The organism is Duncaniella muricolitica (assembly GCF_910574735.1).
Taxonomy (GTDB): Bacteria; Bacteroidota; Bacteroidia; order Bacteroidales; family Muribaculaceae; genus Duncaniella; species Duncaniella muricolitica.
Window position 1 is genome coordinate 11,967 of record NZ_CAJTCF010000018.1, and the last position, 19,674, is coordinate 31,640.

General features: G+C 54.8%; 12 protein-coding genes. 7 read left to right on the plus strand and 5 right to left on the minus strand.

The genetic code is table 11. The annotated features are described in order from the left end of the window. Positions 1-61 precede the first annotated feature (61 nt). From nadB to QGT73_RS05450, 5 genes are all read right to left on the minus strand, one after another. Complete coding sequence (gene nadB / locus QGT73_RS05430; RefSeq protein ID WP_280121774.1) at positions 62-1,645, minus strand: L-aspartate oxidase; 1,584 nt, start codon at positions 1,643-1,645, stop codon at positions 62-64. A gap of 256 nt (positions 1,646-1,901) precedes the next feature. Continuing rightward, positions 1,902-2,840, minus strand: a complete 939-nt coding sequence (locus QGT73_RS05435; protein ID WP_280121775.1) for a hypothetical protein — start codon at positions 2,838-2,840, stop codon at positions 1,902-1,904. Positions 2,841-2,941: 101 nt separating this feature from the next. Beyond that, positions 2,942-5,284, minus strand: a complete 2,343-nt coding sequence (locus tag QGT73_RS05440; RefSeq protein ID WP_280121776.1) for a TonB-dependent receptor — start codon at positions 5,282-5,284, stop codon at positions 2,942-2,944. A gap of 113 nt (positions 5,285-5,397) precedes the next feature. Continuing rightward, on the minus strand, positions 5,398-6,918 hold the full coding sequence (locus QGT73_RS05445; RefSeq protein WP_280121777.1) for a peptide MFS transporter: 1,521 nt from the start codon (positions 6,916-6,918) through the stop codon (positions 5,398-5,400). A gap of 96 nt (positions 6,919-7,014) precedes the next feature. After that, positions 7,015-7,599: a hypothetical protein gene (locus tag QGT73_RS05450; protein WP_280121778.1), complete on the minus strand. Its 585-nt coding sequence runs from the start codon at positions 7,597-7,599 to the stop codon at positions 7,015-7,017. A 125-nt stretch (positions 7,600-7,724) separates the two neighbouring features. On the opposite strand from QGT73_RS05450, the gene QGT73_RS05455 reads away from it, so the two are divergent. From QGT73_RS05455 to QGT73_RS05485, 7 genes are all read left to right on the plus strand, one after another. Next, positions 7,725-7,889, plus strand: coding sequence for a hypothetical protein (locus QGT73_RS05455; RefSeq protein WP_280121779.1), 165 nt, complete (start codon positions 7,725-7,727; stop codon positions 7,887-7,889). Between the two features lie 118 nt (positions 7,890-8,007). Continuing rightward, a complete protein-coding gene (locus QGT73_RS05460; RefSeq protein ID WP_280121780.1) occupies positions 8,008-8,709 on the plus strand; it encodes a YiaD family glycine zipper/OmpA-like lipoprotein in 702 nt (233 codons plus the stop codon). 200 nt (positions 8,710-8,909) lie between these two features. Continuing rightward, positions 8,910-9,926: a tRNA (adenosine(37)-N6)-threonylcarbamoyltransferase complex transferase subunit TsaD gene (tsaD, locus tag QGT73_RS05465; protein ID WP_280121781.1), complete on the plus strand. Its 1,017-nt coding sequence runs from the start codon at positions 8,910-8,912 to the stop codon at positions 9,924-9,926. A gap of 25 nt (positions 9,927-9,951) precedes the next feature. Beyond that, positions 9,952-11,196 (plus strand): CinA family nicotinamide mononucleotide deamidase-related protein, encoded by a 1,245-nt coding sequence (locus tag QGT73_RS05470; RefSeq protein WP_280121782.1) that lies wholly within the window; start codon positions 9,952-9,954, stop codon positions 11,194-11,196. 579 nt (positions 11,197-11,775) lie between these two features. Beyond that, a complete protein-coding gene (locus QGT73_RS05475) occupies positions 11,776-15,024 on the plus strand; it encodes a SusC/RagA family TonB-linked outer membrane protein (RefSeq protein ID WP_280121805.1) in 3,249 nt (1,082 codons plus the stop codon). 42 nt (positions 15,025-15,066) lie between these two features. Next, positions 15,067-17,136 (plus strand): RagB/SusD family nutrient uptake outer membrane protein, encoded by a 2,070-nt coding sequence (locus QGT73_RS05480; RefSeq protein ID WP_280121783.1) that lies wholly within the window; start codon positions 15,067-15,069, stop codon positions 17,134-17,136. 29 nt (positions 17,137-17,165) lie between these two features. Continuing rightward, positions 17,166-19,532 (plus strand): right-handed parallel beta-helix repeat-containing protein, encoded by a 2,367-nt coding sequence (locus QGT73_RS05485; protein ID WP_280121784.1) that lies wholly within the window; start codon positions 17,166-17,168, stop codon positions 19,530-19,532. The last annotated feature ends 142 nt before the right edge of the window (positions 19,533-19,674 follow it).

Consider the following 19,674-nt stretch of genomic DNA (forward strand, 5'->3'; position numbering starts at 1 on the left):
GCGTCAGGAGGAGCAGTAGTATGAGGTGTCGGATGGCTGTGGCGGTTTTAGGGGGTTGTGGTTAGTTTTTGGGGTTGTGGGGCACGGGTGGATAGTCGACAGTGTAGTGGAGTCCGCGTGATTCTTTGCGTTCTTTGGCCTGGCGCATGATGAGGTAGCCGACGTTGATGATGTTGCGCAGCTCGCAGATTTCGCGTGAGGCTTTTGAGCGTTTGAACAGTTTTTCGGTCTCTTCGTAGAGAATGTCAAGGCGGTTCCATGCTCTGTCGAGACGCAGGTCGGAGCGTACGATGCCGACATATGTGCCCATGATCTGTCCGACTTCGCGTATGCTCTGAGTGATGAGCACCATTTCTTCGGGGTGGCGTGTGCCTTCGTCATTCCATTCGGGGACGTCGGTGCGGAAGTCGTAGTGTGATATCTGCTGCATGGAGTGATGGGCGGCGGCATCGGCGTAGACTACGGCTTCGATGAGAGAGTTGGAAGCGAGACGGTTGCCTCCGTGGAGTCCGGTGCATGAGCATTCGCCGACGGCGTAGAGGCGTCGTATTGATGACTCGGCGTTGGTGTCGACCTGTATGCCTCCGCATAGGTAGTGGGCGGCGGGTGCGACGGGGATATAGTCGCGTGTGATGTCGATGCCGAGTGAGAGGCATTTGGCGTAGATGTTGGGGAAGTGGCGGCGTGTCTCTTCGGGGTCTTTGTGAGTGACATCGAGGTATACGTGGTCGTCGCCGTGGAGTTTCATTTCGGAGTCGATGGCGCGTGCTACGATGTCGCGTGGAGCGAGTGAGAGTCTCGGGTCGTAGCGGTGCATGAATTCCTCGCCGCGCTTGTTGCGCAGGACTGCTCCGTAGCCTCGCATGGCCTCGGTGATGAGAAATGAGGGTCGGTCGCCGGGATGATAGAGGGCCGTGGGGTGGAATTGTATGAATTCCATGTCTTTGACAGTGCCTTTGGCGCGATAGACCATGGCTATGCCGTCGCCGGTGGCTACGAGGGGATTGGTGGTGGTGCGGTAGACGGCTCCGCATCCGCCGGTGGCTATGAGGGTGATGCGGGAGAGGAATGTGTCGACGTTTCCGGTGGCTGTGTCGAGGACGTAGGCTCCGTAACAGGTGATGTCGGGGGTGCGTCGCGTGACTATCTTGCCCAGGTGGTGCTGGGTGATGATTTCGATGGCGAAGTGGTGTTCGTAGATGTCGATGTTGGGGTTGGCGCGGACGGCCTTGATGAGAGAGTCCTGTATCTCGAAGCCGGTGTTGTCGGCGTGGTGGAGTATGCGGAATTCGGAGTGTCCGCCTTCGCGGTGGAGGTCGAAGGTGCCGTCGTCGTTTTTGTCAAAGTCTACGCCCCAGCGTATGAGTTCGTTGATCTGCGCGGGAGCGTTGCGCACGACTTTCTCGACGGCCTGCGGGTCGCTGAGCCAGTCGCCGGCCACCATTGTGTCGTGGATATGTTTGTCGAAGTCGTCGACTTCGAGGTTGGTGACGGATGCTACGCCGCCTTGTGCGAGGGCGGTGTTGGCTTCGTCGAGAGTGGTCTTGCATACGAGGGCCACTGAGCCGTGGCCTGCGACTTTGAGGGCAAAGCTCATTCCGGCGATGCCCGAGCCTATAACGAGATAGTCGTATTTGCGTGTCATGGTTACTAAGTCCTTAGGTGATTATGGCGGTTGGATGGCCTTTTGACTTGCGACGGCAAAGTTAGTGATTTTTTTTGCTCGGTGTGCACGAGGTGTGCTAAAAAAACTAACGGGTCATCATCACGATGACCCGTTGTCTTTAACCTTAAATCTAATACCATGAAAACACAGTGCAAATAATAGTAACTACACCATTATAACACGGTATTTTGAAAATGGTTTTTATGATTGCGGTGTTTAACTTACGTTAACGCTTTTAGTCTTCAGTGGTGGGTATGTAGTAGGAGAGATTGGCTTTTACGTCATACTCGTCATTGGAGGCCGAGCCCTGCATGCCGGGGATGTTGGCGTGGAATGATATGTAGGATCCGCGGCTTGTGGGGACGCTGATATGGATGGTTATACCCGAGAGGTAGGCGTTCTTGACGTCACCGGCTGTGTCGACTATCTGTGATTTCTCGTCGGCGGGGGTCTTTATCTCGATGCTGCCGTCTGACATGATTTCATAGGGGAGGTCTTTGACTCCGAATTTCATTGTGGTGTGGCCTGAGGCGAAGACTGCGTCGGTGAGTGTGAGGTTGGCAGTCTTCTTGCCGGTTTCCTTGTCGGTGTTGAGGGTGATGGAGTAGATGGGCTTGGTAGAGGTGTAGGGGTCTTTGCCGTCGGCGTTGGATGTGGTGGTGCCGAGCAGGTCGTAACGGGTGGGATAGACTGTCACGCTGTAGCGACCGTTGACGGTGTAGGAGATGTCATAGACGGGCGAGTAGACGTAGGTGCCGCTGTTGGTGCGGAAGGCGCGGTCGATGGCCTTGAACGAGAAGGTTGAGAAGACGTATTGCTGAGATGCGCCTTCGGGGATGAGGTCAATGCCGTTGACGGTGTAGGAGTAGTCCTGCGAGTTGAGGTTGACCTTGAGCGAGGGGAGCTTGAAGGAGAGACCCGAGGCATCTTCCGCAAGCTTGAGGTTGCTCATCGAGGGGGTGACGAGCTGGTTGGTGTAGTCGAGGAGGAAGGAGTATTGCGGGTCGGAGGTGTTGAAAGTCTCGCCTGTCTGGAGGTCGGTGACGCGGTTGAAGCAGAGAGAGCCTCCGTAGGTTATGGTGGCTTCGTTCTTGCTCTCACCGCTTGAGCTGAGACATGAAGTGAAGGCAAGAGTCGAGAGCGCGATGGCTGCTGAAAGGATAATTTTTTTCATTATATATGATATTGTTGTTATTGTCAATGATTCAAACGTAGGTGTGAGGGGTTTATTGCCGAGAGGATGTGCAAATAATATCAATAAATGTTAGAGGTTGTTTAGAGGTTGAGCCGCAGGGTGACGCCGCCGCGGAGGGGCTTGCCGCGCTGGAGGAAGTCGTGGCCCACGGATGAGTAGCGGAATACGTCAAAGCGGGTGTCGGTGAGGTTTTTGCCCCAGAGGTCGAGGGTGAAGTGTGAGTGGTGGAATCGCACTGAGGCTCCGAGCTCGGCGTAGAAGGGCTGTCGGTAGAGGTTTTCCTCGTCCCAGTAGATTGAGCCTGTGCCGCGGAGTGTGGGGCTGAAGCTGATGGCGTCGATAAATGTGCCGTGCAGGGGCAGGCGGTAGGAGGCGGCGAGGAAGAGGGTGTTGGAGGGGGCATAGGGTATGCGGTTGCCTGCGAGGTCTTTTCCGGCGTCGATGAAGCGGCGGAAGCGTGCGTTGGTGTAGCCGTAGGAGAGGTCAAACCGCCATCGGTCGGTGGGTGTGTAACGCAGTGTGAGCTCCGCGCCGAATGAGCGTGAGCGTCCTGCGTTGGTCATCATGCGTCCGGTGGAATTGCCTTCGGGAAAGACAGTGATCTGTTGGTCGCGCACGTCGATGTAGAAGGCCGAGAAGGTGGAGTAGACGCGGCCTTCGTCGCAGGAGAAGTGTCCGCCCAGCTCGTAGTTCCATGAGGTCTCGGGCTTGTAGGACACGTAGTCGGCGGCGGTGTATTGCGGGGTGTCGGCTGAGGTGTCGGCGGGGCGTGTGGCAGAGCCGGAGCCTGAGCCGCCTGCGCCCGGCATCATGCCTGTCATGAGGTCGAGGGCCTGGTCCTTCATTTGGGTTATCATCTGCTGCTGGAGAAAGTCGCTGAACATCTGGGTGTTGAATCCGCCCGACTTGTAGCCTTTGGCGACCGATAGAAATACGGCCGAGTTGCGGAGATTGTAGGTGACGCTGAGTTTGGGCAGAAACTGGCGGAATGTCTGCTTGAGGCGTCCGGCCTCGTCGATGTCGGCCGAGAGTGTGAAGGGTATGGGACGCGGAAGCTGCGGGAGGTTGACCGAGCCGACGGCCCCGGTGGCGCAGTTGCTGCGGTAGGAGAGGGCGGTGTGCTCGTAGTCAAAGCGCATGTTGAGAGCGAAGCTCCAGGGGCCGAGGTCGTAGGTGCTCTGGTGATAGAGGGCGGCTCCGCTGACGTGGTGGCGGAAATCGCTGCCGAGCAGGAAGTTGTCGTCGGCCCAGTCGAGCTGTATGAACGAGGGCATGTTGCCGCGGATATTGGAGAGGATGAGGTTTTCGATGCCGTCCTCCTTGAATGTCACGGGGGCGGTCATGGAGCCGTATTTGTAGAAGGCGAATGCTCCGGCGAGCCATGAGTAGCCGCCTTTGTGTCCGCGCACTACGATGTCCTGCGTGATGCTGCGGTCGAGCTGACGCTGGGTGAGGGTGAAGTAGCTTTCAGGGAGGAAGTCCTGGTCGAGCGTCATATTGTCGCTGAGAAACTGTAGGCCTGTGATGGAGGCTATGCTCACCGATGGTCCGGCCCAGCGGACGGTGAGTCCGTCGGTCACCGAGGTGCGTCGGTAGAAGCAGGTGTCGTTATAGTTGATGTCGCCGGTCTCGACGTAGGCATAGGGGTAGCCGCTCTGGCGGGAGTGTCCGGCCGAGAGGACGTTTTCGAAGCTCAGTCGGTCAGTGGGCCGCCAGTGGGTCTTCCATCGGCCGGAGAAGTCGGTTGAAGCGTCGGCGCGCTTGCCGTTGTGGAGGTTGCGGAAGTATCCGTGGGTGTGGGATACGTAACCGTTGAGGCTCATGGCCAGGCGCGGCGCGAGTTTCTGATAGATGCCTATGCCGGCACGTCCGGCGGCGGGAATGCTCCCCTCGGCCATGATGCGCACGCCCTGCCATGACATGGGCGAGAGGGTGTAGACGTTGATGAGTCCGGCGATGGTGTTGCGGCCGTAGAGGGTCGACTGGGGGCCGCGGAGCACTTCGATGCGCTCGACGTCGAGCATGTCGAAGTCAAAGCCGTTTTTGTTGAGATAGGGGATATTGTCGATGTTGAGTCCGACGGCCGACTGGTCGATGCGAGCCCCGATGCCGCGCACGTAGATGGAGGATGTCATGCGTGAGCCGTAGTCGGGCATGAAGAAGTTGGGGGCGATTTCGCTTACGCCTTTCATTCCGGCTATGTTGAACCGCTCGATCTGTCCCTGGCTTACTGTGGTGACTGTCACGGGCTGGCGCAGGAGCGATGATGACTGCTTGATGGATGTCACGCTGACTTCGCCGAGCTGCAGGGCGGCGGTGTCGGCCGGTGCATAGGTCACGGGAGTGTCGGCGGGGGCGGCTTCGGCGGAGAGAAATGTCAGGAGGAGTGACAGGAGCGTGATTGTAGCTGTGGGGATGCGCATTGGTTATGGAGGGAAACGTGTATTTTCGTAATGAGGGCGCAAAGTTACACAATAAAATCGGCCCCCGCAAGCGGAGGACGATTGTTAATATTTTGTTAATAAGAAGCTGAGCCTTACTTGGTCACTCTCTCGAGCCATTTCACCATGGCGAACATGATGCCCATCGAGATGATGCAGACAGCGAGGAACACGGCCCAGGCTACCCAGATAGGGGCTTTGTTGTAGATCAGCGGGCCGATCCAGAGCATGAGGTTACCCACGGCTGTGGCACCGAGCCAGAGACCCTGGCAGAGACCCTGCATGTGCTTGGGGGCTACCTTGGATACGAACGAGAGTCCGAGGGGCGAGATGAAGAGCTCGGCCACGGTCATGAAGAAGTAGTAGAGGATGAGCACCCAGGGACCGGAGAGGAGCCCGGCCTTGGCGGCTTCGCTGAGAGCGCGGAACTCTGTGCCGGAGGGATAGCCCATATAGAGCGAGTAGATGGTCAGGAAGAGGTAGGCGATGCCGGCGAGCCCCATGCCGATTGCAATCTTGCGGGGAGTGGAAATCTCTTTGCCTTTACGCGAGAGCGATGAGAAGAGGAGGATGATGAGGGGTGTGAGCACGATGACAAAGAAGGGGTTGACAGCCTGCCATATCTCGGGGGCGATGGTGGAGGTGTCGACGAAGTCACGTGCGAAGAGCGACATGGAGGTGCCGTTCTGGTGGAAGGAGAACCAGAAGAAGATGGCTATGCCGAGCACTGCGAAGAGTGCATACATGCGCTGCTTGATTTCCTTGGCCATTGCGGTCTTCTCCTCCTGTGTGTAGCCTGCGTCCTCGGCAGCGGCCTGACGCACAGGCGAGGGGAGACCTTTCTTGACGCAGAGGAACACGATAAGCGAGATGAGCATGGCGGCAACCGATGCGATGAATGAGTAGTGGATGCCGGTGTTGAATACGTCGAGGTAGCGGGTGCAGAATTCTGACATCTCTTCGCCGCGGTGGCCTACGGCTGTGGCGAGGGCGTAGAGATTGTTCATGTTTTCATCGGTCATGGAGTCGGATACGCTGAGGTATTCATGACACATGGCGGGGAATGACGCGTTGTAGGACATGCCGTTGGCGTTGAGCCACCAACTGCGGAGCATGGGAGCCACGAAGGGGGCGAGGACGCCGCCGATGTTGATGAATACGTAGAATATCTGGAAGCCGGAGTCGCGCTGCGAGCTGTATTTGGGATTGTCGTAGAGCTGACCGACGATGGCCTGGAGGTTGCCCTTGAAGAGACCGTTGCCGAAGGCGATGAGGAAGAGCGCGACGCAGGTTACTGTGAGGAGCCAGGAGGTGTTGCCCTCGGTGGCGAGAATGGGTATGGCAAGAATCACGTAGCCAAAGGTCATGACGAGGAGGCCCGAGATGATAGTACCCTTGTAGTTGCAGGTCTTGTCGGCAATGTATCCGCCCACGAGGCTGAGAACGTAGATGCCGGCATAGAAGAATGAGTAGATGAGTGTGCTCGTCTCTTCATTGAGGCCGAACTTGGAGCAAAGGAACAGGACGAGAACGGCGTTCATGATGTAGTAGCCGAATCGTTCGCCCATGTTGCTCAGGGCCGCAGGTATCAGGCCCTTGGGATGGTTCTTGAACATAATGATTGGTATAAGGATTTGGTATTGATCAGGTGCAAATTTACGATAAAAGAGTGTTTTTGCAAATAAACGGGTTAATTTTTTGTAAAAAATACCTCAGCTTTCGAGGGAGAAGTCTATTTCATCGAGAAGTTGTGCGGCTATGGGGCGTGTGAGAGGGGTGGCTGAGGCGAGCGCGGCCTCGATGTGAGGGCGTATGTCGGCGGCGAGCGCGGCGGCCTGACCGTGGGAGCCGGAGGTGGGGGATTGGGCGAGGATGAGGAGGTTGAAGAGCAGGCGCAGGGCTGCGTAGCGTGTGATTTCGGCGGGGGCGTCGAGGGCGTCGAGGGCTATGGCGAGGGCGTCGGGATGACGGCGCAGGAGGCGGAGACACAGCACGTCGGCCACTTCGGTGGTGGGTGCCTGTGCGAGCCATGCGGCGGCGGTGTCGGCACTCATTTCACTGACGGGATAGAGCATCGGGGCGAGGAGGAGGCTCTCGCGAGTGCGTGTGTCGGCCCAGAGCTCGGCGGCCAGCGAGGGGGTGTGGGGCAGGTCGGCGGCGATGTCGGTGATCTGCGGCAGGTTGAGGCCGAATATCATGCGGTAGTCGAGTCCGGCTTTGCGCAGGGTGTCGGCTATGATGCCGTTGCGCATGGCGAAAAACCGGCGTTTGATGATCTGCATCTGATTGTATTGCATGTGGTCGGGGGTATTGCTGTGGTTGATTGTCGGACAAAATTAACGAAAATTCCTCTAACAATTATGCGTTGTCGGGTGTTTTGATGAATATAACGTATAAAAATGATAATCTTACAACTATTGTTATGAGTGACAAGGATACAAGACGAGTGCCGTTGTGGCTTGTGATAGGAGTGGTGGTGCTGATAGTGCTGCTGCTTGTGTGGCTTACGGTGGCCGACCTGTTTGGCGACACGGATGTGGCCGCCTCGGTGATGCCGGCGGCCGTGGGATTGGCCGGCGGATTGTGAGGCGTATGTCGGTAGTAATGCCCTGTTAATCGAATTATTGCAGGTTTTGGTAATTTTCATCAAATATTCTTCGTATATTTGCATCAGAATTAACAAAATTAACTTAAAAATATAGATTATGAAATTTCTGAAAGTAATAGGTATACCTGTGCTTGCAGTGTGCGTGCTCGGTATGACAGGTTGCTCGTCAATGAGCAATACAGGTAAGGGAGCCCTCATCGGCGGTGGCGGCGGAGCCGGCGTAGGAGCCGGTCTGGGCGCGCTCATCGGCGGCGGCAAGGGTGCTGCCATCGGTGCTGCCATCGGTGCAGCCGTAGGTACAGGCGCAGGTGTGCTCATCGGCAAGAAGATGGACAAGCAGCAGGCCGAGCTTGAGGCTGAGCTTGCCAAGCAGGCCCAGATAGAGAAGACTACCGACTCTAACGGTCTCCAGGCTATCAAGGTGACATTTAACGGCGGTATTCTTTTCCCGACCAACGGCACTACGCTGAGCTCGAGCGCGAAGACCGACCTGACCAAGTTTGCGTCGTCGCTTATCAGCAATCCCGACACCAATGTGCAGATCTATGGCTATACTGACGATACCGGCACTCTGGCTGTGAACCAGCGCGTGTCGACCGGTCGTGCCGATGCCGTGCGCAATTATCTTCTCAACAGCGGTGTAGCCGCCAATCGTCTTTCGGCCGAGGGTCTGCCTATGCAGGATTATGTGGCCTCAAACGCTACTGCCGAGGGTCGCGCGCAGAACCGCCGCGTGGAGATTTATATCACTGCCAATCAGCAGATGATCGATGCCGCCAATAACGGTACTCTCCAGTAATGTGCCCGTAATTCTTTGTTAAGAAGCATCATCAATTCTAATTATCTCTCATAAGTGGTGGCCGCCCTGTCTCGGGCGGCCGCTTTTTTGTGGAGGGTGGGGCAAATGGGGCTTTTCGCGCTTGCGCGCTCACACTTTTGCGTCGGGCGGGGGGGATTTTGGAGAAAAAGTAGTAATTTTGCGGGAAATTGTTTATCGCTATGAGCATTATAGTATTGGGAATAGAGTCGTCGTGCGATGATACGTCGGCGGCTGTGATACGCGACGGTGTGCTGCTGAGCAATGTCATCGCGTCGCAGGATGTGCATGCGGAGTATGGTGGCGTGGTGCCTGAACTGGCTTCGCGCGCTCATCAGCAGAATATCGTGCCGGTGGTCGATACGGCTCTCAAACGTGCGGGTGTCGACAAACATGAGCTTTCGGCCATCGCTTTTACGCGCGGGCCGGGACTGCTTGGGTCGCTGCATGTGGGCACATCGTTTGCCAAGGGGCTTTCGCTCGGTCTGAGGGTGCCTATCGTGGATGTCAACCATCTGCACGGACACGTGTTGTCGCATTTCATCAGACGCGAGGAGTCAGACCCTGTGCCGGAATATCCTTTCCTGTGTCTGCTCGTGTCGGGCGGCAACAGCCAGATAATACTTGTGCGCAATTATAACGACATGGAGATACTCGGCCGCACTATCGACGATGCGGCGGGCGAGGCTTTCGACAAGTGTGCCAAGGTAATGGGGCTGCCTTATCCTGGCGGACCTCACATAGACCGTCTTGCGGCCGAGGGCGACGCGTCAAGATTTAAGTTTGCCAAGCCTCACATCGCGGGGCTCGACTATAGTTTCAGCGGACTCAAGACATCGTTTCTCTACACTCTGCGCGACAATGTTAAGGTCGACCCTGATTTTGTGGAGAATAATCTTGCCGACCTGGCTGCGTCGCTTCAGCGCACTATCATAGAGATACTCATGGACAAGCTCGACAAGGCTGTGAAGCAGACGGGCGTGAAGACTATCGCTATAGGTGGCGGCGTGTCGGCCAACTCGGGTGTGCGCCGTGCGGTGGAGGAGTATTGTGTGCGCCGCGGGCTGACGCCGTTTATCCCGGCGAGAGTGTTTACGACCGACAATGCGGCCATGGTGGCCATAGCGGGTTATTACAAGTATCTCGACCGACAGTTCTGCCGCTACGACAGTGTGCCTTACGCGCGCGTGAACGTATAATAATACAGATAATAATACAGATGCGATGAAAGTATCGGTAATAGTGATAGGTGACGAGCTGCTGATAGGGCAGGTCACCGATACCAATTCGGGCTGGATAGCCCGTCATATCTCGCCGTGGGGGTGGGAGGTGTGTGAGGTGCAGACGGTTAGCGACTGTGCCGATGATATACGTCGAGCCATCGACCGCGGGTTTGAGCGGGCACAGGTGGTGCTGACCACCGGTGGCCTCGGGCCGACCAAGGATGACATCACCAAGAGCGTGCTGCGCGATTATTTCGGCGGCGAGATGGTGACCGACCCAGCGGTGACCGAGAATATCCACCGCATCTTTGACCGCCGCGGGCTGAAGATGAATCCTCTGACGGAAGCTCAGGCAGTGGTGCCGAGTTCGTGTCGGGTGATACAAAACCGTGTGGGCACCGCGCCCATCATGTGGTTTGAGCGCGATGGACGTGTGCTGGTGTCGATGCCGGGCGTGCCTTACGAGACAGAGACCATGATGGCCGAGGCGGTGTTTCCGGCGTTGCGCGAGCGTTTCCCGTCGAGTGTGCACATAGAGCATGCGGTGCTTATGGTGACCGACTACACGGAGAGCGCACTGGCCATGAAGATAGCCCCGTGGGAGGAGGCGTTGCCCGGGTGGCTCCATCTGGCTTATCTGCCCAAGCCGGGTCTGATACGTCTGCGTCTGGACGGCCATCATGAGGATGAGTCGTTTATACGCAGTGAGGTCGCCCGCGAGATTGCGCGGCTCAAGGAGATACTCGGGCCGGCTGTGCTGGCCGACCGCGACCTGACCCCGGCCGAGATATTGCTTGAAGAGTGTCGCAGACGAGGTCTGACTCTGGCTACGGCCGAGAGCTGCACGGGTGGCAATATAGCCCATGAACTGACTCTGATAGCCGGGGCATCGGATGTGGTGGCCGGCGGCGTGGTGTCGTACAGCAACGAGGTGAAGACGCGTGTGCTCGGTGTGAATGGCGAAGACATTGCCGCTCACGGAGCGGTGAGCATCCCTGTGGTGCGTCAGATGGCCGAGGGTGTGCAGCGTGTCACCGGGGCTGACGTGACAGTGGCTACGAGCGGCATCGCAGGCCCCGGAGGCGGTACGCCCGAGAAGCCTGTCGGGACGGTGTGTATCTGCGCCCGCTGCGGTGACCGCGAGCTCTATGAGACGGCGCGTTTCAACGGTTCGCGCGAACGTGTCATCAATTCGGCCACAAGCCGGGCTCTGATACTTGCGGTCAAAATCCTGAGAGGATTTTGAGAGAGTTTAGAGTTAAAAGTTTAAAGTTTAAGGGAGGGCTGCGGCTCTCCCTTGTTTGTCAGGCTTTTTTTAATCGTCGGGGTATTTTGATGTAAGGTGTGCCACAATCAGATGCACGATTGGGGCATGAATGTCACGGTAAAATGCCCGGCCATATGTCTGGAAGCCTTTCGGGCCTATATAATATAGGTGTAGTCTGAAAAAACGTTTTAAAACAATCTTTCAAAATAAAATTGTTAAAAGTAAGGTGAAATCATTGTATTTTACAAAATTAGATGTATATTTGCACCTGTAAATATGTATCTCTATCCAAGAGATGCACGATATTGACGTCACCTTATACCATGAAATTAAACCATATCGACCAATCTAAGCTATTCCCTAATCCATTCAGGCTTAGCACTTCCGGTTGCTGATAGCGACGCGTACCTATCCATGGCTACGCAGGTGCCGACCTGTAATAACACCATATACATGACACAAATCTTATTTATCAATTAATTATTTTACATGAAAGACTTAAACACAGGTCGTAGCCAATGGCTACGGCGAATTTCCTTTGCTACGCACTGGAAAACAATGCTCCTGCTGATGGTGCTCTGCGTGGGTCTGCCCGCACGCGCTCAGAACATCACCGTGAACGGCGTTGTCGAGGACAGCGCAGGCGAACCCATGATCGGCGCGACAGTGCTCGTCGACGGTTCAAAGGACGGTGTAGCTACTGACTTTGACGGTAATTTTACCATCAAGTGTGCCCCCAACGCCAAGCTGCATGTATCATACATCGGCTACAAGCCGCAGACCATCGAGGTCAACGGCCAGACAAATATCAAGGTAGTGCTTCTCGAGGACTCTGAGGCTCTCGAGGAAGTCGTTGTAATCGGTTATGGTGGCACCCGTGCCCGCCGCGACCTCACCGGTTCGGTAGGTTCGGTGTCGGGCGTCAAGCTCGCCGCCGTGCCTGTGACTTCGGCAGCCGTAGCCCTCCAGGGTAAGGTGGCCGGTGTGCAGGTAACCACCGTCGACGGTCAGCCCGGTGCCGACATCAACATCCGCGTGCGCGGTGCGACGTCAGTGACCCAGGCCAACGACCCCCTCTATATCGTGGACGGTTTCCAGGTCGACAACATCAACGACATCCCGCCGGCCGACATCCAGAGCATCGACATCCTCAAGGACGCCTCGCTCACCGCTATCTATGGTGCCAAGGGTGGTAACGGTGTAGTAATCGTGACCACCAAGTCGGCTCAGGAAGGCAAGACCCAGGTCAACTTCAACGCCCAGGGCTCTATCAGCCACATCTCCAAGAAGCTCGACCTGATGAACACTCCCGAGTTTGTCAACTATCAGTGGGACCTCGCTGCTGCGACAAAGAAGTATAACACTACTGAAACCAACCAGTTCCGTTACTACTTCGGTAACCCTCTTGACATGGACCTCTACAATGCCGCTCCTACTCACGACTGGCAGGACGAGGTGATGGGCGGCAACCCCTTCAGCTACTCGACCAACCTCTCGATCGGTGGCGGTACTGACAAGACCCGTTACAATATCTCGATCACCCAGTCGGATGACCGCGGTATCATCATGGGTTCAGGTGTACGCCGTACCAACATCCACACCAAGCTCCAGACCAAGATTCTCCCCAATCTTACCCTCCAGTTCAACCCCAAAGTATCCTATCGTCGCGACGAGGGTGCAGGTGGTGACAACGTGGGCACAGGCGGTATCATCGACGTGCTCCGCTATCGTCCGACCAACGGTATCCGTGAGCTTGGTCTTGTATGGGCCGACGGTGTAGCCGACCCCGATGCCGAGGCAGCTTTTGCCTACACCAACCCTGTGAATGACATCGCTAGCAACACTCGTAAGAAGCACTCTTACACCGTGACCAACCAGGCCGCTCTCGAGTACAAGCCCATCACCGGCCTTACTCTCCGCACCGAGGGTGTCTACAACTTCGCTTTCTCTGACGACAAGCGTTTCTACGGACCTCTGACCTCTACCGGCAAGAAGCACAACAACCTGCCCGTGGCCTCTATCACCAAGACACAGAAAAACTCCTATACCTGGACCACCACCGCCAGCTATGACTGGAGCGTCAAGGATATGCACAATTTCTATGCTCTCGTAGGTTTCGAGCTCTACAACTCACAGAGCCAGAATACCTTCCAGCAGAATCGCTACTTCCCCCGCGACATCGATGCCCAGCGTGCATGGGACAACATGGGTCTCGGTACTCCCTACCAGTCGACCTCCGAGCTCGGCACCGCTGACCGCACCACTTCTTACTTCGGTCAGATCAACTACAACTACAATCACAAGTATCTCCTCTCGGCCACATTCCGTGCCGACGGTTCTTCGCTCTTCGCTCCCGGCAACCAGTGGGGTTACTTCCCCTCGGTATCGGGCGCATGGGTGCTCTCTGAGGAAAACTTCCTCAAGGATCAGATATGGCTCAACGAGCTCAAGTTCCGTGCTGCCATCGGTAAGGCAGGTAACAACCGTATCAAGGCTGACCAGTGGCGATTCCTCTACTACAGCAACAACACCGAGGGTCCCGAGTTTGACAAGTCGCTCTCAGACGGTGACCTCTGGATGGATACCGGTAAGTATCTCGTGAACCCCGACCTCAAGTGGGAGACCACTCTGACACGCAACTTCGCGTTTGACATCGCTCTCTTTGACAACCGTCTGCGTATCACCCCCGAGTATTACTGGAACACTACTTCCGACCTTATCTACGAGGCCGACGTGCTCACCACCATGGGTTATGCCAAGCAGTATCAGAACATCGGCCAGGTGACCAACCGTGGTTTCGAACTCTCGGTCAACGGTGACATTCTCCGCGGCAAGGACTATGTGCTCTCAGCCAGCTTCAACATCGGTGCCAACAAGATGAAGGTCGACAAGCTCACAGGTGACGAGTCTTATCTCGAGCTCCGTCACTCTCGCGCCAACTCTACCGCCGGCAACAACTATCGTCTCGAGGTAGGCGGTGAGGTGGGTCTCATCTACGGTTACGTTTACGATGGTCTCTATAGCTTTGACGAGTTCTATTATGACGCCGGTGCTGGCATCTACAAGCCCATCGATAATGCCTATATAAATAAGATGGGTCTTGATTGCAAGCCGACTGTCAATATGGACGGAATGTTTGACTCCAACCGTGCAGGTAAGGCCACACTCCCCGGTAAGCCCAAATTCAAGGACCTCAATGGTGACGGTCGCATTGACGAGAAGGACCGCACCATCATCGGCCGCACCACTCCCAAACTTCAGGGCGGTTTTGGTCTCAATGGCCAGTGGAAAGGCTTTGACTTCGTGGCCAACTTCACCTACTTCCTCGACTTTGACGTATATAACGCAACTGCCTACTATCTGTCATCGTCGATCGGTAACACCAACGGCAACTATCTCAACGTGTTCTCCAAGTTCACCGACCGCTGGAACTACACCGATGGCAAATGGCACACCTATGGCGATGATACAAAGCGTGAGCTGTATGAGTCTGTAAATGCCGGCAAGACTCAGTGGAATCCCGCTGACTTGCGTAAGGACTACACCGTAAGCAACTTTGTTGAGGACGGCTCGTTCCTGCGCTGCACCGACATCACCCTCGGCTACACTCTGCCCACCAACATTATCAAGCATGCCGGCATGAGCAAGTGTCGTTTCTATGCCTCGGTGACCAACCCCTTCATCATCACCTCTTACTCAGGTTTCGACCCCGAGGTTGACGTGCAGAGCGGTCTCACCCCCTCTTATGATATGAACCGTTATCCCCGTTCACGCAGCTACGTGCTCGGCATAAACCTTTCATTCTAATCAATACTTAGTCTTATACCATTTACATAGTAAAATCCAACAATGAAACTACGCAATATATTCATCGCCGGTATGTCAGTTGTGGCCCTCGTAGGCTGCAATGACTACCTCGAGGTGGACGCGCCCTCAAAAAACTTCCCGACGGACGTATTCTCTGACGCCCGTGCCATGGAGCGTGCGCGCAATGGTGTGTATGCGTCGATGCTGTCGAGCAATATGTTTGGCGACAAGCTCATCAACGCGTTCTGCCGCAACAGCGATGTGGACTTCGTTTCCAATTCCAGCCAATATACTACTACCAACAAGTATTGCCGTTTTGACTGTGACCCCTCCGGTAGTGATATTAAAAACTCGTGGTCAGATCTCTATCATGGCATCGAGGTGTGCAACCTCTTTATCGAGGGTGCCGAGGGTTCGCCCGCCTATGACCCCAAGAATCCCGACGGAGACATCGTTCAGATGATCGGTGAGGCCAAGGTGGCACGTGCCATGTTCTATCACGAGCTCATCTGGCTCTTCGGTGATGTGCCCTTCTCTTTCAACTCGTCACAGACAACTACCACCATGGTCTATCCCGTGACCGACCGTATCGAGATACTTAACAAGTGTATCGAAGATATCAAGTCAGTCGCAGACGGCATGAAAGACCCCTCTTCGATTAGCGAAGGTGTTGAGCGTATCTCGCGTCAGGCTGCCTATGCCATGATTGCCCGTCTGGCCATGACAGCCGGTGGTTGGTATCTCGCCCCCGACGGTGACACCTATGGCAAGATGACCCGTGCTGCCAACTATCTTGAGTTCTACAAGACTGCACGCGAGTATGCCAAGAAGGTTATTGACTCCAATGTGCATAATCTTAGCAAGGATTACTACAAGGTCTTTGTTGACGAGTGCAACAATATCGTGACCAACAACGACGACCCTATCTTCGAAATCCCCTTCGGCAAGGAGTCGACCGGTAACATCGGTTACATCCACGGCCCCAAGATGGAGCTTTATGAGGGTCAGTCTCCCCATCCCTATGGCGAAGCCAAGTCAAGTGCTCGTCTCAACGCTCTCTATCGCTTCATGTTTGATGAGGATGATGAACGTCGCGACTATGTCAACCAGCTCTTCCGCTACACTGCCGAGGGTTCTGAGTACACATGTCGTTTTGAGAACTCTTACACTGTACAGAACGGTAAATGGTCCAAGCTCTGGGTCACCGGAGGTCTTGGCCGCAGCTCTCAGGGCAGCACCGGTATCAACTATCCCTACCTCCGTTATGCCGATGTGCTTCTGATGTTTGCCGAGGCTGACAACGAAATCGAAGGCCAGCCTACAACCGATGCCATCGATGCTGTAAAGGAAGTACGCAAGCGTGCGTTCCGCAACACCAATCCCATCAAGGCCGAAGCCTTTGCGTGCGGTGACTATGAGGAGTTTAAGAAGACCATCCTTGACGAGCGCAAGTTTGAGTTTGCCGGCGAGAATATGCGCTGGCGCGACCTCGTGCGCAACAACATGTACAGTGTAGAGCTCTACTGGACATTCTTCCGTAACCTCGCTATTGCCGAGGACGCCGGTGGTTCGTCGACCTACACCGACCTCGTTTCTGAGCACGACTTCGGTTACAGCGGTGGCTATGACAAACTTCCCTATAAGATTGCCACTCTGCGTACCTACAAAAATCTTGATCCTATCACCAAGGAGGCAGTTTACTCGGAGCGTCAGTTCCCCAACAATGACATTATGGTCTGCTGGGCTGCCAATCCCTATGAGAAGTGGACAAGCTCGCAGATTGCCGAGGCCAAGAACAAATATACCAAACTCGGCAGCGCAAGCATATCTACCTCCAGTTGGACTGATGAGGATGTGTTTGCCTGGTGGAATGATGATGCCCAGGAGCCCAAGGATGAAATCCGTTACTCGCTTCTCGGTTTCATACAGTACAGCCCCACCGGTTCAATTAATCTCATTCGTAACGGAAATCTTGACCACTGTCCTGACCCGTCAGAGAATCCTACAGTCGACCAGTTGCCTGTCGTGCGCTACATCCTTCCTTATCCCGCTTCGGAAATAGCACGTTCACATGGTGCGTATGTCAACAAATACGGTTACTCACAACAGTAATATAACCTCATTTTTATTAATACGATACAATGAAAAAAGTACTATATTTCCTTGCTGCACTGATTGCCTTCTCGGTAACTTCGTGTAAGGAAGACGACGTTGTTTTCAACAACGTTGACGACCTTGACCGTCTGCCGAGGCCGATGTTCCGCAAGAAGCATAACACAAATATCAGCGACGAATCCGACCAGTATGGCTCGAGAGTAATTGACGGTGCTTACAATGCCATCCAGCTTCACTGGTATGGTGTGGATGGAGCCGCCGGTTATGAGCTCCTCTATCGCCTTGGCGTAGGCTCCGGTGGTACAGGTGCAGGCGACGATGCTTCTCGTTACGAAAACTGGGATCCCGAACTTCACCCCGAAGTTAAGCGTGTCAATCTTCCCGCCGAGCAGCTCCATTATGAGCTCTATAACCTTGAGTATGGTAAGGTGTACAGCTTCGCCATACGTGCCCTCCACCCCACCGACCCCGCCAAAAACTCTCTTTGGTATGGTCTCGGAGGCGGTCAGGAATGGGAAGACTATATGCAGATTGAGACAAAGGCCCGTTATGCCACACCTTACGGTATAGATACCCGTGAGAAGACTTATGACGGATTCAAAGTGCTTCTCGATCTCACTTGGGACCGTTCAAATTATTCTACCGAAGACGCCGATACAATCGAGAGCCGTTTCCGCATCGTCAATGGAGAGCTTGGTGTGACACACCTCACCCTCACACCCCACAGTTCCAACCCCACGGCTGTCGTGCCCGCCAAGTATGAGATGTATCCCATCACCGACACCGACCGTGCAAACGGTTATATTGAGCTTACCGGCCTTACAAGCAGTTGCCTCTATTCTATCGCCCTCTATGACGAACTCAATACAAAAGCTCACTTCGAGAGCGACAAGTATTACAAGGCTCGTAACTATCGTACCAAGGGCGACCCCGGTGCACCCATCAAGTTCCTCCACAAAGTGACTACCGAAGTCTACGAAGATCCCGACTCGATCTGGAACGTTGGCGAGCGCAAATATCAGGCTTGCCGTATCGATACCCTTATTGAGAACTTCAACGGTGATCCCACTCTTGCCGAGGGCCAGGTGTTCCTGCTCGAAGGAGGCAAGGCCTACTATATCCGCTCCAATCAGTCGATCAACAAGGGCTTCACAATGAAGACCGATCCCGCCGACATTCTCGCAGGCAAAGGACGCGCCAAGATTTATCTCGGCGGTATTGCCCGCAAGGGTGACAATCCCCAGTGCTGCAACTGGAACCTCGGTAAGCAGCCTGCTCCCACCGACCTCGACGCTCCTATCGCCATTGAGAAGGTGATTTTCCAGGATATTGACTTTGAAGTGCCCGAAGCCATCAACTATGGTGGCAACCAGAATGGCCAGGGTGGTACATCCGGCAACTACTTTGCCAATATGTACAGCAATGGTCTCGGTGTGGAATTTGAATCATTTGAGCTTCGCAACTGTACATTCCAGGGCATGATTCGCGGATTCTTCCGTATCCAGGGCCCCAACAAGAAAGTGTTCAATAAACTTATCATCGACAACTGTGTATTCTTCAACCAGGGTTACTATGACAACAACGGTTCGGGTTATGCATGGATAGCCGGTGCAGGTAACAATGTCGAAGACAACATTTTCAAAGGCTTTGAGATGACCAACTGTACTATCTACGACTCGCCCCGTCGTTCGCTCATCTTCGACAACGGTAAGGACGTGGCATGGAAGAGCGACGTGCAGTGGAACGTGAAGATTGAGAACAATACATTCATCAACTTCTCGACCCGCTCCAATGGCCGTTACTTCTTCGATATGAAGTTTGTGCCCGGTGGCTCCAAGTTTAGCTTCAAGCGCAACCTTATTGTTCTTGCCCGTGACAACAATGACAAGCGTAACGTATATCAGAATGGCTGTCTCATCCAGACCATCAATGGCACAGGTGAAATTTTCATCGACGTATGTGACAACTATTCGGCCGGATGTACCGACGCTCACTTGGTAGAGGACGGCATCTTCTCTGGTTCCAAGTTTACCGCAAACTCTAAGTCGTTCGGAGCATATGCCGACGAGAAGAGTCTGGCTCCCGGTCTTACGATCAACGACCTTGCCATACATGTAGGCGGTACACCTCTGCTCTCGACCGAGCTCTTCAATGATCCCAATCCCCGTTACCACGCTTCAGAGGCTTCTGTACATCATCCCGACCTCCACTCGATTGATCCCGATCAGATCTGGACTCGTCTGCAGTACAAGAATGACCTCAAAGTGACAACCCACGAGATTTATACTCGTAATATCGGTGACCAGCGTTGGAAGCAGGCTGAGCCCAAATGGTTCTATCCCGCAGGATCGGCAGTTCCCACTCCTGAAGAGCCGGCTGTCCCCGTTGAGTAATCAATCCCGACACTCCCTCATAGCCGTGGAGGCTGACATAGCTTTCTCCAGGCCATGAGTCACCCACATCCCCCTCGCCCGCACAGGGCGAGGGGGATATTTTTTAGAGGGTATCTGTTGCCTCGTCCACGGCATAGACCAT

What these genes read in the sequence shown, in the direction of transcription:
- nadB (WP_280121774.1), bottom strand. Translation starts at nt 1,645, where the DNA reads ATGACACGCAAATACGACTATCTCGTTATAGGCTCGGGCATCGCCGGA.
- QGT73_RS05435 (WP_280121775.1), bottom strand. Translation starts at nt 2,840, where the DNA reads ATGAAAAAAATTATCCTTTCAGCAGCCATCGCGCTCTCGACTCTTGCC.
- QGT73_RS05440 (WP_280121776.1), bottom strand. Translation starts at nt 5,284, where the DNA reads ATGCGCATCCCCACAGCTACAATCACGCTCCTGTCACTCCTCCTGACA.
- QGT73_RS05445 (WP_280121777.1), bottom strand. Translation starts at nt 6,918, where the DNA reads ATGTTCAAGAACCATCCCAAGGGCCTGATACCTGCGGCCCTGAGCAAC.
- QGT73_RS05450 (WP_280121778.1), bottom strand. Translation starts at nt 7,599, where the DNA reads ATGCAATACAATCAGATGCAGATCATCAAACGCCGGTTTTTCGCCATG.
- QGT73_RS05455 (WP_280121779.1), top strand. Translation starts at nt 7,725, where the DNA reads ATGAGTGACAAGGATACAAGACGAGTGCCGTTGTGGCTTGTGATAGGA.
- QGT73_RS05460 (WP_280121780.1), top strand. Translation starts at nt 8,008, where the DNA reads ATGAAATTTCTGAAAGTAATAGGTATACCTGTGCTTGCAGTGTGCGTG.
- tsaD (WP_280121781.1), top strand. Translation starts at nt 8,910, where the DNA reads ATGAGCATTATAGTATTGGGAATAGAGTCGTCGTGCGATGATACGTCG.
- QGT73_RS05470 (WP_280121782.1), top strand. Translation starts at nt 9,952, where the DNA reads ATGAAAGTATCGGTAATAGTGATAGGTGACGAGCTGCTGATAGGGCAG.
- QGT73_RS05475 (WP_280121805.1), top strand. Translation starts at nt 11,776, where the DNA reads ATGCTCCTGCTGATGGTGCTCTGCGTGGGTCTGCCCGCACGCGCTCAG.
- QGT73_RS05480 (WP_280121783.1), top strand. Translation starts at nt 15,067, where the DNA reads ATGAAACTACGCAATATATTCATCGCCGGTATGTCAGTTGTGGCCCTC.
- QGT73_RS05485 (WP_280121784.1), top strand. Translation starts at nt 17,166, where the DNA reads ATGAAAAAAGTACTATATTTCCTTGCTGCACTGATTGCCTTCTCGGTA.